This window comes from Pseudomonas sp. 22515 (genome assembly GCF_052044625.1).
Taxonomy (GTDB): Bacteria; Pseudomonadota; Gammaproteobacteria; order Pseudomonadales; family Pseudomonadaceae; genus Aquipseudomonas; species Aquipseudomonas alloputida.
On the sequence record NZ_JBQENN010000015.1, the window covers coordinates 147,785 to 163,848 of the forward strand.

At 62.9% G+C, this 16,064-nt stretch carries 13 protein-coding genes; 8 read left to right on the top strand and 5 right to left on the bottom strand.

Annotated elements, in window-relative coordinates:
• Positions 1-238 precede the first annotated feature (238 nt).
• From ACTJJN_RS15990 to pobA, 3 genes are all read right to left on the bottom strand, one after another.
• Positions 239-1,120 carry a LysR substrate-binding domain-containing protein gene (locus ACTJJN_RS15990; RefSeq protein WP_088512705.1) on the bottom strand — a complete coding sequence of 294 codons (882 nt, stop codon included), beginning with the start codon at positions 1,118-1,120 and terminating at the stop codon, positions 239-241.
• Between the two features lie 44 nt (positions 1,121-1,164).
• Entirely contained in the window at positions 1,165-2,955 is a 1,791-nt protein-coding gene (gene ggt / locus ACTJJN_RS15995; RefSeq protein ID WP_440781415.1) for a gamma-glutamyltransferase, read from the bottom strand.
• A 150-nt stretch (positions 2,956-3,105) separates the two neighbouring features.
• On the bottom strand, positions 3,106-4,293 hold the full coding sequence (gene pobA, locus ACTJJN_RS16000) for a 4-hydroxybenzoate 3-monooxygenase (RefSeq protein ID WP_014753390.1): 1,188 nt from the start codon (positions 4,291-4,293) through the stop codon (positions 3,106-3,108).
• Positions 4,294-4,465: 172 nt separating this feature from the next.
• Between pobA and ACTJJN_RS16005 the strand changes: the two genes are divergently transcribed.
• From ACTJJN_RS16005 to ACTJJN_RS16015, 3 genes are all read left to right on the top strand, one after another.
• Positions 4,466-5,344 carry a helix-turn-helix domain-containing protein gene (locus ACTJJN_RS16005; RefSeq protein ID WP_003247849.1) on the top strand — a complete coding sequence of 293 codons (879 nt, stop codon included), beginning with the start codon at positions 4,466-4,468 and terminating at the stop codon, positions 5,342-5,344.
• 75 nt (positions 5,345-5,419) lie between these two features.
• Entirely contained in the window at positions 5,420-5,818 is a 399-nt protein-coding gene (locus ACTJJN_RS16010; protein ID WP_003247847.1) for a MerR family transcriptional regulator, read from the top strand.
• 19 nt (positions 5,819-5,837) lie between these two features.
• The gene (locus ACTJJN_RS16015; RefSeq protein ID WP_003247838.1) at positions 5,838-6,737 is read left to right on the top strand and encodes a hydroxymethylglutaryl-CoA lyase; all 900 of its coding nucleotides are present in this window, start codon (positions 5,838-5,840) and stop codon (positions 6,735-6,737) included.
• Between the two features lie 532 nt (positions 6,738-7,269).
• Here ACTJJN_RS16015 and ACTJJN_RS16020 read toward each other — a convergent pair.
• Positions 7,270-7,788: an MgtC/SapB family protein gene (locus ACTJJN_RS16020; RefSeq protein WP_012052114.1), complete on the bottom strand. Its 519-nt coding sequence runs from the start codon at positions 7,786-7,788 to the stop codon at positions 7,270-7,272.
• A gap of 169 nt (positions 7,789-7,957) precedes the next feature.
• Here ACTJJN_RS16020 and ACTJJN_RS16025 point away from each other — a divergent pair, with 169 nt between their 5' ends.
• The 5 genes from ACTJJN_RS16025 (at position 7,958) to ACTJJN_RS16045 (ending at position 15,030) form a co-directional block, all read left to right on the top strand.
• A complete protein-coding gene (locus ACTJJN_RS16025) occupies positions 7,958-8,197 on the top strand; it encodes a DUF3203 family protein (RefSeq protein WP_440781416.1) in 240 nt (79 codons plus the stop codon).
• 121 nt (positions 8,198-8,318) lie between these two features.
• Positions 8,319-9,722, top strand: a complete 1,404-nt coding sequence (gene ccoG / locus ACTJJN_RS16030; RefSeq protein ID WP_012052113.1) for a cytochrome c oxidase accessory protein CcoG — start codon at positions 8,319-8,321, stop codon at positions 9,720-9,722.
• A gap of 50 nt (positions 9,723-9,772) precedes the next feature.
• Positions 9,773-11,182 carry a GntR family transcriptional regulator MpaR gene (gene mapR / locus ACTJJN_RS16035; protein ID WP_054889555.1) on the top strand — a complete coding sequence of 470 codons (1,410 nt, stop codon included), beginning with the start codon at positions 9,773-9,775 and terminating at the stop codon, positions 11,180-11,182.
• A 57-nt stretch (positions 11,183-11,239) separates the two neighbouring features.
• A complete protein-coding gene (locus ACTJJN_RS16040; protein ID WP_440781417.1) occupies positions 11,240-12,901 on the top strand; it encodes an ATP-binding protein in 1,662 nt (553 codons plus the stop codon).
• Between the two features lie 62 nt (positions 12,902-12,963).
• Positions 12,964-15,030: a PAS domain-containing protein gene (locus ACTJJN_RS16045; RefSeq protein WP_440781418.1), complete on the top strand. Its 2,067-nt coding sequence runs from the start codon at positions 12,964-12,966 to the stop codon at positions 15,028-15,030.
• Positions 15,031-15,039: 9 nt separating this feature from the next.
• Here the strand turns inward: ACTJJN_RS16045 and ACTJJN_RS16050 are convergent, their stop codons facing one another.
• The gene (locus tag ACTJJN_RS16050; RefSeq protein ID WP_012052110.1) at positions 15,040-15,786 is read right to left on the bottom strand and encodes an SDR family oxidoreductase; all 747 of its coding nucleotides are present in this window, start codon (positions 15,784-15,786) and stop codon (positions 15,040-15,042) included.
• Positions 15,787-16,064 lie beyond the last annotated feature (278 nt).

Sequence of the window (16,064 nt, forward strand, 5' to 3'; positions counted from 1 at the left end):
GGCCGCTCCCACAGGGGGGCTCAGGCCTAGTGGCAAACGTGGCTGTCGACCAAGGTATAACGCACCGTGGCCGATGAAGGGTTGGGGCAGGCTCAAGGTTGCAGGCGGTCAATGTGGCAGGCATGCCCGCTAAGCAGGCTGCACGGTGCATGGCACGGGCTTAGCCCGTGCTCGCCGGAAAAGCCCACAGTGATCGCGCTGGCGTTGGGTCATGTGCAAGCGCATTTCCCTCTGACCGTCAGATCCCACCGCCCGCCAGCAACTGCGTCATCACCTCAGCCAACGCCTTGACCATCACATCCGCCGTCGGCCGGTGCACGATGACGATCTCATAGCTGTCGACCTCCGGCAGCCCTTGCCCGGCCCCCAGCACCCTGTGCTCGCCGGTGGCCGCCCTGGGTGGCAGCAGGCTGATACCCATGCCATCGGCGACCGCAGCCTGGATGCCACTGAGGCTGGAACTGGTAAAGCTGATGCGCCAGCGCCGACCCATGCTTTCAATGGCGTTGATCATGTCCTCGCGGTACAGGCCGCGTGGCGGAAAGGTGACCAACGGGATCGGGTCCAGCTCGAAGGCAGGCGAGTGTGCGCTGTCGATCCACTGCAGACGCTCTGGCCAGCAGGCCACGCCCTCACGGCTGTTGCGCCGCTGCTTGAGCAGCACCAGGTCAAGTTCGCCATTGTCGTAGGCCTGGCTCAGGTCACGGCACAAGCCGCTGGTCACTTCGAGCTTCACCTGTGGGTGCAGCCGGCTGAATGCCGACAGCGCATTGGTGGTACGCCCGCCCACGAAGTCCTCGGGCACACCAAGCCGTACCGTGGTGCCCACCATCGCCCCGGCCAGGGCTTCAAGCATCTGATCGTTCAGGGCCAGCATGTGCCGGGCATAGCCGAGCAAGGTCTGCCCGGCGTCGGTCGGCAGCACATCACGGTTGCCCCGCACCAGCAGGCGGTGGCCGACCATGTCTTCCAGGCGGCGCACTTTCTGGCTGATCGTCGACTGGGTCGAATGCAGCCGCGCGGCAGCGGTGGTGAAGCTGCCGCAGTCGGCCACCACGACAATGGCACGCAGCAGGTCGAGGTCGAACAGAGCTCTATTCGATTTCACGCTGATAGACATCTAGATATTCAACGACTGAATGGCAAGTCTGCGTTCTATCACGGCTAGTCACCGAGGGCCACTCCTTCCCGCCGAGGATCGGCACCGCCTGACCAACCCTCGCCGCTGCGCTGGATGATCTGCATGCCGCTGGTCATGGTCATCGGTGTCACCTCATGGCCCCAGGCTGCCAACTGGCGGATCAGCGCCGGGCTGCTCAGCCCTGCTTCCACTTCGGTGCCGGCATTGCGGCTGCCGAAGTTGGGCAGGCCCGCGGCCTGTTGCGGGTCGAGCTGCCAATCCAGCAGGCCGACCAGTGCCTTGTTCACGTAACCGATGATCTGCGAACCACCCGGCGAACCGAGGCTCGCAACAAACTCGCCCGTGGCACGCGAGAACACCAATGTCGGCGCCATGGCCGACAGCGGCCGTTTGCCCGGCTGCACCCGATTGGCCACAGGCTTGCCGTGCTCGTGGGGGATGAACGAGAAGTCGGTCAGCTGATTGTTGAGCAGGAAGCCCTTGACCATCAGGTGCGAGCCAAATGCGGCCTCCACCGAGGTGGTCATGGCCAGGGCCTGGCCGCTGTCATCCACCGCACTGAGGTGAGAGGTGGAGATGCGCAGTGGCGAGCGGTCGGGCGCAAGTGCCAGGTCCGCTCCTTGCGGGTGGCCCGGACGGGCGCGCTTCATGCTGTGCTCGCCGATCAGCGCCGCGCGGCTGGCCAGATAAGCAGCATCGGTCAGGGCCTTGACCGGGACGGGCACGTAGTCGTTGTCGGCCAGGTACTGAGCGCGGTCGGCGTAGGCCAGGCGCTCGGCCTCGGCGATCAGGTGCACGGCCAAGGGCGGAGCTTCCAGGCGTGCCGGGGACGAGGTGGCCAGCGGTCGCAGCGCTGCCAGGTCGCGTTGCGGCGCGGTGCGCTGCACGGCTTCGAGCAGGCCCAAGGTCTGCAGCACAGTCACCCCACCCGAGGAGGGTGGCGGCATGCCGCATATTTGCCAGGCCTTGTAGGGGCCGCACAACGGCTCGCGCTCCTTGGCCTGGTACTGCTGCAAGTCCTGCAGCGACAGATACCCGGCATTGGCATGGCCACGCACCGTGGCGACGATGGCTTCGGCAATTTCACCGCTGTAGAACACCTCGGGCCCCTGTGCGGCGATCTGCTCCAAGGTATGGGCCAACTCAGGGTTGCGCAGGATCGTACCGACAGCCAACGGCCTACCCTGTTCATCCAGGAAGTAACGGGCCATTGCGGGTGAACGGGCAATGTAGGGGTCCCCGGCCAGTAGCGTGTGCAGGCGCTCGGAAACCGCGAAGCCGTTGCGTGCCAAGGCGATGGCCGGGGCGAACAGGTCGTGCCAGGGCAACTTGCCGTGCTGCTCGTGGGCCAGTTTCAGGGCACGCAGCACCCCGGGCACGCCCACCGAACGCCCACCGATCTGCGCCACCCGGAACGGCATGGGTGTGCCATCGGCTTGCAGGAACAGCTTATCCGTCACCGCCGCAGGTGCTGCTTCACGCCCGTCGAATGCCTGCACGCGCTTGCCATCCCAGTACAGGATGAACGCCCCGCCACCGATCCCACTGGACTGCGGCTCGACCAGTGTCAGCACCATCTGCATGGCGATGGCGGCGTCAATCGCACTGCCGCCGGCACGCAACATCGCCCGCCCCGCTTCACTGGCCAGCGGGTTGGCTGCGGCAACCATGTGCCGGCTGGCGTGCACCGGCTGCAAACCGCTGCGGTAGCCGGAGGCCAGTTCCGGTGGCGTGGGCAATACCTGGTCGGCGCCGGCCCAGTTACTGGTAACCAGCAGGCACAGAGCGCCGATCAGCGGGGTGGGATATTTCATCGTCATGCATCCTGCCATCACCTATTCAGCGAAGCACTGTCGGTCATACGCAGTCTCGACTTCAAGCCTTGGTGTAATTACCGGCAAGCCATTCGCTGACCAATGCAGCCCTTGCTCCCTGCATGAGTGCCAGGTTTGCGCAATGACGGATCAGGTCACTTCTTCGAACGGCAGCCCCACATAGTTCTCGGCAATGTTCACCAGCCCCGCCGGCGAGGTCAGGAAGTACTCGCGGTCAGCTTCCTGCATCTTCTGGTCCCAAGCGTCCTTGTGGCTACCGAAGTCATGCAGCAGTTGGGTCATGAACCAGCTGAAGCGCTCGCCCTTCCACACGCGGCGCAGTGCCAGCGGCGAGTATTGCGCAAGCAGGTCGACGCGCCCTTCGTGGTACACCTTGACCAGAATGCGGTACAGGTAGTTGACGTCCGAGGCCGCCAGGTTAAGGCCTTTGGCACCCGTAGGGGGGACGATGTGCGCCGCGTCACCCACCAGGAACAGGTGACCATACTGCATGGGTTCGACCACCAGGCTACGCAGTGGCGCAATGCTTTTTTCCAACGCGGGGCCTGTGACCAGGTCCGCCGCCACCTCGGCGGGCAAACGGGCTTTCAGTTCGTCCCAGAAACGCTCGTCAGACCACTCCTCGACCCGATCTTGCAAAGGTACCTGCAGGTAGTAGCGGCTGCGTGTTTGCGAGCGTTGGCTACACAACGCGAAACCGCGCGCATGGTGGGCGTAGATCAGCTCGTGATTGACCGGCGGTGTGTCCGACAGCAGGCCCAGCCAGCCAAACGGGTAAACCCGTTCATACTGCTTCAGCACGCCCTCCGGGATGCTCTGCCGCGAGATGCCGTGGAAGCCGTCGCAGCCGGCGATATAGTCGCAGTCAACCCGCTGCACCCGGCCATCCTTTTCGAACGTCAGGTAGGGCTTCTCGCCTTTCAATTCATGCGGCTGAACGTTGGCGGCTGAATAGATGATCGGCGCACCACTGGCTTCACGGGCCTGCATCAGGTCACGGGTGACCTCGGTCTGGCCGTAGACCATCACCGTCTTGCCACCGGTCAGCGCCTTGAGGTCCAGGCGTTGACGGCGCCCACCAACCAGCAGCTCGACCCCCTCGTGCACCAGGCCTTCACGGTCCATGCGCTCGGCCACGCCGGCCTCGCGCAGCAGGTCGACCGTGCCTTGCTCCAGCACCCCGGCGCGGATGCGGCCTAGTACGTACTCGGCGGTCTGGCGTTCGACGATGATGTTATCGATACCGGCCTTGTGCAGCAGCTGGCCCAGCAGCAGGCCAGACGGACCTGCACCAATAATTGCAACCTGAGTTTTCATTGTTGTTGTCTCTGTTCGGACGATACCGGCCTGGGACTGGCAGCGGGGCGGCATCTGCTGTTAGGGTTTGCCATTGCATTTTTACTGGCAGAAAACGCCGTTTAAGTGTGCTATTCCATAAAAAACCTGCACTTTTACGAAAAGCGTTCGATTAACGGACAGGCCAACCCAGATGAAATCCACCCTCCCCGGCGTCCCGTTGTTCAAGCTGTATGGCGAAAATCAGGCCTGGCCCGGCACCGACCTGCTGCACTGCGAATCGATCCCGGCACGCAGCCGGCTGCATCACTGGGAGATCAAGCCGCACCAGCATGCCGAGCTGTTCCAGCTGCTGTATGTACAGCGTGGCCAGGCCCAGGTGGAGATCGAGGGCGTGCGCAGTGCCATCGGCGAAGCGGCGATCCAGGTCGTGCCACCGATGACCGTGCATGGCTTTCGCTTCAGCGCCGATATCCAGGGCTATGTCCTGACCTTTGGTACTGCCCTTGTAGCGAACCTGGAACAGCGCCTGGGCGCGCCACTGACGGTGCTGGCACAACCTGCGTGTTATCCGTTGGGCCATGACCGCGTGCACCTGCGCAGCCTGGTCGACACCTTGCAGCGGGAGTACCAAGGCAATGCCCCGGCACGCGCCGCGATGCTGGAAGCGTTGGTGACCGCGCTGATGGTGTGGATCAGCCGCCGTCAGCAGCAAGGGCAGGCACCGCGTAACCGTGATGAGCGTGACCGCCTGTTGCTGGGGCAATACTTGCGCCTGGTCGAAGCGCATTACCGCGAGCATCTGTCGGTTGAAGACTTTGCCGCGCGGCTGAATATTCCGAGTTTGCAACTGAACCAGCTGTGCCGGGCACTGAGCGGTCAGACTGCATTGCAGGTGGTGCACCAGCGGTTGTTGCTGGAGGCGCGACGCAACCTTATTTACACGCGGATGAGCATCGGGCAGTTGTCGGATAGCCTGGGGTTTACCGACCCGACCTACTTCGCCCGGTGGTTCAAGCGCTTGAGTGGTCAAACGCCCAATGCGTATCGCAGATCAGGGTTGTCGGAATAATCCTTGGCGGCCTCTTCTTGACGTATACGTCAACCTGCCCTCAGGATATCCGCATACCCCACGCCGAGCCCGAGCATGAGCACTCAGACCTACAGCATCTCCGACCTGTCCCGCGAACTGGACATCACCACCCGCGCTATCCGCTTCTACGAAGAACAGGGCCTGCTCAGCCCTGAGCGCCGTGGCCTGGAACGTATCTACTCACCGCGCGACAAGGTCAGCCTGAAGCTCATCCTGCGCGGCAAGCGCATTGGCTTTTCCCTGGCCGAGTGCCGCGAGTTGATCGAACTGTACGACCCCACCAGCGGCAACCTCAAACAGCTCAACAGCATGCTGGCGAAGATTGCCGAGCGCCGCGCCCAGCTGGAGCAGCAGATGCTGGACATTCATCAGATGCAACTGGAACTGGACACCGCCCAGGAGCGCTGCGAACAAGCCCTGGCCGCCACCCTGAACAACAAAGACAACCGCTGAACGCCACAGGAAACCCGCCATGTCCTTGCCCAAACACGTCCGCCTGGTCGAAGTCGGCCCCCGCGACGGCCTGCAGAACGAAGCCCAGCCCATCAGCGTCGCCGACAAGGTACGCCTGGTCAACGACCTCACCGAAGCGGGCCTGGCCTATATAGAAGTGGGCAGTTTCGTGTCCCCCAAGTGGGTGCCACAGATGGCCGGCTCTGCCGAGGTATTCGCCGGCATCCAGCAGCGCCCCGGTGTGACGTATGCCGCACTGGCGCCGAACCTGCGCGGTTTCGAGGACGCCCTGGCTGCCGGGGTCAAGGAAGTAGCGGTGTTCGCTGCCGCCTCCGAAGCGTTCTCGCAACGCAACATCAATTGCTCGATCAGCGAAAGCCTCAAGCGCTTCGAACCCATCATGGACGCTGCGCGCAGCCACGGCGTGCGCGTGCGCGGGTATGTGTCATGTGTGCTTGGCTGCCCTTACGAGGGCAAGGTCAGCGCCGAGCAGGTGGCCCCAGTGGCCCGCGCCCTGCACGACATGGGCTGCTACGAGGTCTCGCTGGGTGACACCATTGGCACCGGCACCGCAGGCGACACCCGACGCCTGTTCGAGGTGGTGTCGGCCCAGGTACCGCGCGAGCAGTTGGCCGGACACTTCCATGACACTTACGGCCAGGCCTTGGCCAACGTCTATGCCAGCCTGCTCGAGGGCATCAGCGTATTCGACAGCTCGGTAGCCGGGCTGGGCGGCTGCCCTTACGCCAAGGGTGCTACCGGCAATATCGCCAGTGAAGACGTTGTGTACCTGCTGCAGGGGCTTGGCATTGAAACCGGCATCGACCTGGGCCGGCTGATAGCCGCCGGCCAGCGCATCAGCGGCGTGCTGGGCCGCGACAACGGGTCGCGGGTAGCACGGGCGTGCAGCGCACAATAGGTCACACCGGTGTCACATTGGTGTGGGTGAAGTGTTACCTCCCGCACATTTCACAGCAAAAAATCGGGTAACAGGGAAACAAATCGGCAGAATTTCAGGCTAAGCGATGTCGACAAAAATTCTTAAGTCATTGATTTTAAAGGGTTTTTAAAAGTTGGCACGCACCCTGCTATATCTCTGGTACAAGAACAAAAAAAACGCGATACCCAATAAAAACAACAGGTAACGGCTCTGACATAACAAGAACAACACGGCAGAGGCGTAGCAAGCAGATTTTTTTGGAGTCGACACGCTTTTCAGGGGTTCGCCCCGCGGTCTGGCACAGAACAATAAAACTACCTCAAGGTAGCGGCAGCCAGGTTCGGATCAGCAATGATGAAAGCAGGTCAGCGCTCAAAAAAATACGTTTGCTCTTGACCCCGCATGGGGGTCGCCCGCAACACCAGGACAAGCCGACAAAAACAACAAAAGGCCGGTCCCAATAATAAAAAAAGAGCAGGCAACAACGCTTTGAGGGGAGCTTCGGCTCCCCTCAGTGCTTCCTGCCCTCTTCCTCCTTCTGCTTCTCCTCATTCTGTCCTTCGACCTTCTCCACCAGCAACGGCATCGTGCCCAGTACCAGCAGGGCCAGTACCGTGCTGATCAGCGCCGTGGCTTCGCGCCCCATGCCAGCCGCCGTGCCAATGGCAGCCGTCATCCATAGCCCGGCAGCGGTCGTCAGGCCCTTCACATGGCTGGTGTCCTGGCCGTTACCCTTCAGAATGGTACCCGCACCGAGAAAACCGATACCGGCAACGATGCCCTGGATCACCCGACTGAGTGCCTGTTCATCGGCCCCCGCCATACTGGGCGCCAGCACGAACAGGGCGGCCCCCAGCGACACCAGCATGTGGGTACGCACCCCGGCAGACTTGCCCTTGTGTTCGCGCTCGAAGCCCAGTACTGCGCCGAGCACAGCAGCCATCAGCAAGCGCACAAGGATTTGCGTGACCTCGCGCTCATCGGTGACATCGGCGAATTCCGCCTGGATTGCTTGCCAGATGACGTCCATCGCAGTTGTGTCCCCTGCTTGAGCTTCATGAATCCGCCCGCCACGTCAGCAGGCCTGCCCTCTGCATGGTTGACCGTCACACGTACTGCAAAGTGCCGCTCAGCTTGCTGATGCAGCAACTGGCCCCTGACCGCGGTCCACCCTGTAATCACCCCGGGAGGACCCCACCATGCCCATTGAAATCGACGAAACCACCCGCCGCTGCACGCTGATCGGCGAAGGCCTGCGCATCGAGGGCGAAGGCCCGGATATCGAGATCATCACCGACGAACAGTTGCGTATGTCGGTGGCAGTACTGGCCGGCCAACGCGTGCCCATTACCGAAACCGAGGCCGATGCACTGACCGTGGCGGGTGCGGTGGATAGCCGCAGGCATCTGAAGGCCAGCGCGCCAGGCTCGGTGATATGAGGCTTGGCGGGGCCATGCGGCAAATCTGATATGGTTTTTATCGTAAAATCTGAACCTGTGCTGATAACAGCTTCAGCGCCATAGTGCTCATGCCTGATCGAGGCCTGATGAGCACCGAACCATGAACGATAGAATCCCTTTTACAGAGATCGCCACCGCCCCAGCCAGCATCCAAGCACGACGCACCGACAGCGGCATCCAGACCCGCAGCTTTACCGGGCTTTACCGTAACCTGCGCATCGGCTTTGCCGGCGCCCTGTTCGTGCTGTTCTTCGGCACGGCCTGGCTGAACTGGAACGGCCGCCAGGCCGTGCTGTGGGACCTGGGAAACAGCAAGTTCCACATCTTCGGCGCCACCTTCTGGCCACAGGACTTCATCCTGCTGTCGGCGTTGCTGATCATCTGTGCCTTTGGCCTGTTCGCCATCACCGTCTACGCCGGGCGCGTCTGGTGCGGTTACAGTTGCCCACAAAGCACCTGGACCTGGCTATTCATGTGGTGCGAAAAGGTTACCGAGGGGGACCGCAACCAGCGCATCAAGCTGGCCGCGGCGCCCTGGAGCCTGAACAAACTGGCCCGTCGCACGCTCAAACACAGCCTGTGGTTGGCCATTGGCGTGCTCACGGGGCTGACCTTCGTCGGCTACTTCACCCCGATCCGCCCACTGGCCGCAGAATTGCTCACCTTGCAACTGGGCGGTGTGGCACTGTTCTGGGTACTGTTCTTCACGGCCGCTACCTACATCAATGCCGGCCTGCTGCGTGAAGCGGTGTGCCTGCACATGTGCCCGTATGCGCGCTTCCAGAGCGTGATGTTCGACAAGGACACCCTGGCGGTCGCTTACGACCCGCGTCGTGGCGAGGCCCGTGGTCCGCGCAAGAAAGGCAGTGATGTCGGTGCCCAGGGACTGGGTGACTGCATCGATTGCACCCTGTGCGTGCAGGTGTGCCCCACCGGCATCGACATCCGTGATGGCTTGCAGATGGCTTGCATCGGCTGTGCCGCGTGCATCGACGCCTGTGACGGGGTAATGGACAAGATGGGTTACGCCCGCGGCCTGATTGGCTACAAGTCCGAGCACAGCCTGCAAGGCGGTACCACCCACTGGCTGCGCCCGCGCCTGTTGGGCTACGCTGCCGCACTGCTGGTCATGATCGGGGCACTGGTGGTGGCCCTGCAGATGCGCCCGATGGTATCGCTGGATGTGATCAAGGACCGCGGCCTGTTCCGCGAAAACGCCCAAGGCCAGATCGAGAACATTTACCTGCTCAAGGTCATCAACAAGACCGAACGTACCCAGCACTATCAATTGCGCCTGCTGGACGCTGACGGTTTCACCCTGCAGGGCAGTAGCGCACTGGTCATCCCTGCTGGCGAAATGAGCGAACTGCCGGTGTCGGTGGCGATGCTCGCCGAGCGCCCGACCAGCAGCTCGCAGACACTGAGCTTTGAAATCAGCGAGCGTGACGACCCCGCTATCCGCAGCGTGGCGCACAGTCGCTTCGTCGCCCCCATGAACCGCTGATCCCTTACACTCACGCCACCTTGCCTGCCAGGCTTGGACAGAAGGCCAGAATGAAACGCTACGAACGCTTCGCCGATGACATTGCCGAACTGATCCGCTCCGGGGTGCTGGGCCCCGGCCAGCGCGTGCCGTCCGTGCGCTACGCCAGCCAGACCCACGGGGTCAGCCCGTCTACCGTGTTCCAGGCCTATTACCTGCTGGAACGCCGCGGGCTGATCCGCGCCCGGCCGCGCTCCGGGTATTTCGTCAACGCCCACGTTCCGCGTCAGTTCTGCGAGCCGCAGGCGCTGCAGCCGGTGAGCGAGTCTACCGATGTCGACGTCAGCGCCTTGGTATTTTCGATCCTCGACTCGATCAAGGACCCCAACACCATTGCCTTCGGCTCAGCCTTTCCCAGCCCTGAACTGTTCCCGCTGCAACGCCTGTCCCGCTCACTGGCCAGTGCCAGCCGCAGCATGGACCCGCGCATGGTGGTGACCGATCTGTCCCCCGGCAACCCGCAGCTGCGCCGGCAGATCGCCCTGCGCTACATGGTCGGTGGGCTGATGCTGCCGATGGAAGAGCTGCTGATCACCAACGGCGCACTGGAGGCCCTGAACCTGTGCCTGCAGGCCGTGACCCAGCCGGGCGACCTGGTCGCCATCGAGGCCCCGGCCTTCTATGCCTGCCTGCAGGTGCTGGAGCGGCTCAAGCTCAAGGCCGTGGAAATCCCCGTACACCCGCGCGAGGGCATGGACCTGGGGGTGCTGGCGCAGACCCTGGAAAAGCACCCGGTAAAGGCCGTGTGGTGCATGACCAATTTCCAGAACCCGGTGGGTGCAAGCATGCCGGAGGCCAAGAAACAGGCCCTGGTGGAGTTGCTGGCGCGCCATCAGGTGCCGTTGATCGAAGACGACGTGTACGCCGAGCTGTACTACTCGCAACAGGCGCCCAAACCCGCCAAGGCCTTCGACACCCAGGGCCTGGTCATGCACTGCGGCTCGTTCGCCAAAAGCCTGGCACCGGGCTATCGCATTGGCTGGGTGGCCGCCGGGCGCTTTGCGCAGAAGATCGAGCGGTTGAAACTGATGACCTCCCTGTGTGCCTCCATGCCGGCCCAGGCGGCCATCGCCGACTACCTGCAACACGGCGGCTACGACCGCCACCTGCGCAAGCTGCGCTACGCGCTGGAGGGCCAGCAGGCCAACATGCTGGCAGCCATCGCCCGCCACTTCCCGGCGCAGACACGGGTCAGCCAGCCCTCCGGCGGCTACTTCCTGTGGCTGGAACTGCCCGAGCAGATGGACGCCCTCAAGCTGTTCCACATGGCCCTGGCCCAAGGCATCAGCATCGCCCCTGGGCCGATCTTTTCGCCCACCCGACGCTTTGGCAATTGCATCCGCCTGAACTACGGCAGCCCCTGGCATGACGGCGCCGAACAGGCCATGGAAACCCTCGGGCGGATCATTCGCTCGTTCTGATAGCAAGGGGCCCGAGGGGCGACTATAGTTGCTCGATCCGATCATCAGGCCCTTGTCATGTCGCCAGATACGCTTGCGTCCTTTGCCCAGTTGCAGGCGCGTGTCGCAGAACTGGAAGCACGCCTGGCAGAGCGCGAGGACAGCGTCCAGGCGCATGACAGGCTGCTTGGAGAACTGCTCGACAACAGCGTGGCCAACGTGTTTGCTGCCGACCGCAGCATGCGCCTGTTGGCCATCAACCGCACGGCGCGCGAAACCTTCGAGCGTTACCGAGGCTTCGTGCCGCAGGTTGGCGACTACGTACCCCAGTTCCTGACCGATCAACCCGACATCATGGGCCGCCTGGCCCCGATATGGCCGCGCATACTGGCAGGGGAAGCGTTCATCGACACCGTCACCTTCGGGCTGGACGACGCACCACGCCACTACGAAATTCGCTACCACCCGTGGCTCGATGCTCAGCAGCGAATTCAGGGCGGCTACCTGTTCGCCTATGACATCACGCAGCGCGTGACCGAACAGGAACGCCTGCAGCAGGCCGAAGAAGCACTGCGCCAGGCGCAGAAAATGGAGGCGGTCGGCCAGTTGACCGGCGGAATTTCCCATGATTTCAACAACCTGCCGGCCAGCATCCTTGGCGCCCTGGAACTGGCCGGGCAACGTCTGGTGCAGCAACGCCTGGCGGACACTGCGCAGCTGCTTGAACTCAGCCGGCACAACGCCCAACGCGCCGCAGCCTTGGTGCAGCGCTTGCTGGCATTCTCACGGCAGCAGACGCTGGTCCCGCAACGGGTCGATGTGCAGCAACTGGTGGCCGGTATGCACGACCTGATCAGCAGCTCCACCGGCCCCTATATCGACTACCACGACCAGACACATGCCGGACTCTGGCCTATCCGAATAGACGCCCAGCAACTGGAAAACGCGCTGCTCAACCTGTGCATCAACGCCCGTGACGCCATGCCGCTTGGCGGCACCTTGAGCATCGGTTGCGCCAATGTCGACGTGCAAGGCGCCGAAGCCAGACAGCGGGGCCTGGCCGCTGGCCAGTTTCTGCGTATCCGCGTTGAAGACACCGGCATGGGCATGTCCAAAGCAGTGATGCAGCGCGCCCTTGAGCCCTTCTTCACCACCAAGCCGCTCGGCCAGGGCACTGGCCTTGGGCTGTCCATGGTCTACGGCTTTGTGCGGCAATCCGGTGGCCAGGTGGTCATCGATAGCACGCCTGGCCAGGGTACGGCCATCAGCCTGTATCTCCCCTGCGATAAAAGCATCGCCGCCGCTTCACCCGGCCCCCACGTCGAAGGGCCTGCCCCTGCGGCCTCACATCAGCGGCGCGTGTGCAAGGTGATGCTGGTGGAAGACGAGCCGGCCCTGCGCCTGGTCATACTGGAGGTATTGCTGGACCAGGGCCATGAAGTTCAGGCATTCGAAGATGGCCGCCAGGCCTACAAGGCCTTGCAGGAAGCCCCTGCGCCGGACTTGCTGATCACCGATGTCGGCCTGCCAGGGGGTATCGATGGCTACCAACTCGCGGACGCCTGCCGAGCTAGTGCACCCCATGCCGCGGTGCTGCTGATCACAGGCTATGACCTTGCACACAGTACGGCAAATGCGCGACCCAACCGGCGTACCGAACTGCTGGCCAAGCCATTCGATCTTCAAGCACTTGCCCAGGCGCTTGAACGGCTGCTGGGGAGCACCGCCCAGTCGCACTGAGCAGCTATTCGCCTACAGGTGAACACGTTAAAGTCAGGACTTTTCATTGGCCGGACGCAGGCATGCCTTCTCGTGATCTGAACTCACTGCGCCAACAAGTCGAAGACCTCCAGCGACAGAACACACTGCTGGAGCAACGGCTTGCAAGCCACCAGGCGCACGACCAGGACTTCTATCGCTCACTGTTCGACACCATGGACGAAGGCTTCTGCATCATCGAGTTCTTCGATGGCCCCCATGGCCCCCTGAGTGACTACGTGCACGTGCTGGCCAACGCAGCCTATGCCAAACACGCCGGCATCCCCAACGTGGTCGGGCAAAAACTGCGGGAGATGGTGCCCGATGAGGCGGATGACTGGGTGGCCCGCTATGGCGCGGTGCTTCGCACCGGCGAACCGCTGCACTTCGAGCAGGAACTGATTGCCACGGGCCACGTGCTGTCGGTGACCACTTTTCGCATAGAACCTGCCGAGAAACGCCAGGTAGCGGTACTGTTCAAGGATGTCACCGAACGCCGGCGTGCAGAGCAGGCTCTGCAGCGCCTGAACGAAGAGCTCGAACTACGGGTGAATGCCGCACTGGCGGAGCGACGCTTGTTTGCCGAGCTGGTCGATCACAGTGTGGTCAACGTGCATGTGATCGACAAGGACCTGCGCTGGCTGGCTGTCAATCGCCAGGCCAGGCATGACTTCCAACTGCTGTACGGGAGGACACCCGAAATCGGCGACTACCTGCCCGGGTTGTTCGAGGATGGCGCCGCCGGCCAGACGCCTGTTCTGCCGATGTGGCAGCGCGCCCTGGCAGGCGAGCAGTTCATCGAGATCGGCACCTTCGGCAAGCCCCCCGCGCTGCGCCATTATGAGTTGCGCTTCAACGCCTTGCGCGACCCCAAAGGCGTGGTACAGGGCGCGTTTCTGTTCGCCTATGACATCAGTGAGCGAGTACAGGAGCAGGAACGCTTGGCCAAGGCCGAAGCGGCGCTGCGCCAGGCACAGAAGATGGAAGCCGTAGGCCAGCTCAGTGGCGGCATAGCCCACGACTTCAACAATTTGCTGGGCGGCATCCTGGGCGCCCAGGAGTTGATGCGGCAACGCCTGGAGCAGTCACGCTTCGACGCTCTGGCGCCCTTGCTGGAGCTGTCCAGCAGCGCGGCGCAGCGGGCCTCTTCGCTGGTGCACCGGCTGCTGGCCTTCTCCCGCCAGCAGACCCTGCAACCCTGCTCCACGCAAGTGGCCACCTTGGTGGCCGGCATGGAAGACCTGCTGCGCCGCACCATCGGCCCGGCGATTACCCTGAGCAGCCGCTTTGCCAGCCAGCTGTGGCCGACCTTCATCGACCCTCCCCAACTGGAAAGCGCCTTGCTCAACTTATGCATCAACGCGCGCGATGCCATGCCTGCCGGGGGTGTGATCGAGATCATTGGCGACAACCTGCAGCTTGACGACGAGCAGGCCGTGGCACTGGAACTGCCGGCCAGCGAGTTCGTGCGGCTGAGCATCGTCGACAACGGTAGCGGCATGTCGGCTGAAGTTGTCGAGCGCGCAGTCGAGCCGTTCTTCACCACCAAGCCGATGGGCCAGGGCACCGGCCTGGGTCTGTCCATGACCTATGGCTTCGTGCGCCAGTCGGGTGGGCAATTACGGGTGCTGTCGGTGCCTGGCGAGGGTACCCGTATCGAGCTGCTGTTACCCCGCCACCACGAGCAAGCCCAGGCGCCAATCAGCAAACCTCCGCGCACGCTCTTGCAAAGAAGCAGCGAGACTGCAAAACGCATTCTGTTGGTTGAAGACCAGACGGCCTTGCGCCTGGTGATTGGCGAAGTGTTGGAAGAGCTGGGCTATCGGGTGGACGCCTTCGAGAACGGTCCGTCTGCCCTCACCCACCTGCAAAGCGGCGAACGGCCAGACTTGCTGCTGAGCGATGTCGGCCTGCCTGGCGGCCTGAATGGCCGCCAGGTAGCCGAACGCTGCCGTGAGCGCTACCCGGACCTCAAGGTGCTGTTGATCACCGGTTACGATGAGAGCGCGGCGCTCAGCGACGGCCAACCGCTGCAAGGTACGTTGGTGTTGACCAAGCCGTTCGAACTGGAAGCACTGGCAGAGCGGGTTCGCGAGCTGCTGGAGCCTTGACGGGCGCGCTCAGCGCCCGCCGCCCAGGTCGATGAAACTGCCGGTGGCATAGGAGGCTTTGTCCGAAAGCAACCAGAGGATGGCCTCGGCCACTTCCTCGGGATGCCCTCCTCGGCCCATGGGCAAGCCAGGTTCAAGCTTGCTGACGCGATCCGGGTCACCCGAAAGCGCATGGAAACCGGTATGGATATAGCCTGGTCGTACGCCATTGACGCGTACGCCCTCGCCTGCCACTTCTTTGGCCAGGCCGATGGTGAAGGTGTCGAGCGCGCCCTTGGAGGCGGCATAGTCGACATACTCGTTGGGCGAACCCAGGCGTGCGGCGACCGATGATACGTTGACGATGGCCCCGCCTTGCCCGCCATGCCGGCGCGCCATGCGCAGCAGGGCGTGCTTGGCGCAGAGCATGGGGCCGACGACGTTGGTCTTCATGACGTTCAGCAGACGGAACTCGGACATGTCCTCGACCCTGCTTTGCTGGCCGATGGTGCCGGCGTTGTTGACCAGTGCGGTGATCGGGCCGAGCTCATCGTCGACGCGCAGGAACAGCTGGATGATTTCATCTTCGACGCTAACGTCGGCGCGCACCGCGATGGCCTCGGCGCCCAGGGCGCGGACCTGGCTGAGGATGGCTTCGGCGGCCTGGTCATCGGCGAGATAGTTGATGCAGATGCGGTAGCCCTGGCGGGCGGCCAGCAGCGCAGTGGCGGCGCCGATACCGCGGCTGCCGCCGGTGATGACAATGACGTTCTCCATGGGTTTGCCAATGGTTTGGGGAAGGGAGCATCGACAATAGGCGAAATGGCGCTGCGTTGGAATGACGAAGATCAGCACAGCCAACCCTCTGCTGTTGATGTGGCTGTTGATCTGGCTGTTGATCTGGCTGTTGATCTGGCTGTTGATCTGGCTGTTGATCTGGCTTTTGATCTTGATCTTGATCTTCGCGACTTCAGAAGGCCGAACGCAGGCCTTGCGGAGGCAGGTGACGGGCATGGATGCCCGTCAAGCGCTGAGGCCCCAGGATGGGGCCTTCG

Bases quoted from the DNA above. Each gene is read 5' to 3' on its own strand.
- ACTJJN_RS15990 (WP_088512705.1), bottom strand. From the start codon at position 1,120: ATGTCTATCAGCGTGAAATCGAATAGAGCTCTGTTCGACCTCGACCTG.
- ggt (WP_440781415.1), bottom strand. From the start codon at position 2,955: ATGAAATATCCCACCCCGCTGATCGGCGCTCTGTGCCTGCTGGTTACC.
- pobA (WP_014753390.1), bottom strand. From the start codon at position 4,293: ATGAAAACTCAGGTTGCAATTATTGGTGCAGGTCCGTCTGGCCTGCTG.
- ACTJJN_RS16005 (WP_003247849.1), top strand. From the start codon at position 4,466: ATGAAATCCACCCTCCCCGGCGTCCCGTTGTTCAAGCTGTATGGCGAA.
- ACTJJN_RS16010 (WP_003247847.1), top strand. From the start codon at position 5,420: ATGAGCACTCAGACCTACAGCATCTCCGACCTGTCCCGCGAACTGGAC.
- ACTJJN_RS16015 (WP_003247838.1), top strand. From the start codon at position 5,838: ATGTCCTTGCCCAAACACGTCCGCCTGGTCGAAGTCGGCCCCCGCGAC.
- ACTJJN_RS16020 (WP_012052114.1), bottom strand. From the start codon at position 7,788: ATGGACGTCATCTGGCAAGCAATCCAGGCGGAATTCGCCGATGTCACC.
- ACTJJN_RS16025 (WP_440781416.1), top strand. From the start codon at position 7,958: ATGCCCATTGAAATCGACGAAACCACCCGCCGCTGCACGCTGATCGGC.
- ccoG (WP_012052113.1), top strand. From the start codon at position 8,319: ATGAACGATAGAATCCCTTTTACAGAGATCGCCACCGCCCCAGCCAGC.
- mapR (WP_054889555.1), top strand. From the start codon at position 9,773: ATGAAACGCTACGAACGCTTCGCCGATGACATTGCCGAACTGATCCGC.
- ACTJJN_RS16040 (WP_440781417.1), top strand. From the start codon at position 11,240: ATGTCGCCAGATACGCTTGCGTCCTTTGCCCAGTTGCAGGCGCGTGTC.
- ACTJJN_RS16045 (WP_440781418.1), top strand. From the start codon at position 12,964: ATGCCTTCTCGTGATCTGAACTCACTGCGCCAACAAGTCGAAGACCTC.
- ACTJJN_RS16050 (WP_012052110.1), bottom strand. From the start codon at position 15,786: ATGGAGAACGTCATTGTCATCACCGGCGGCAGCCGCGGTATCGGCGCC.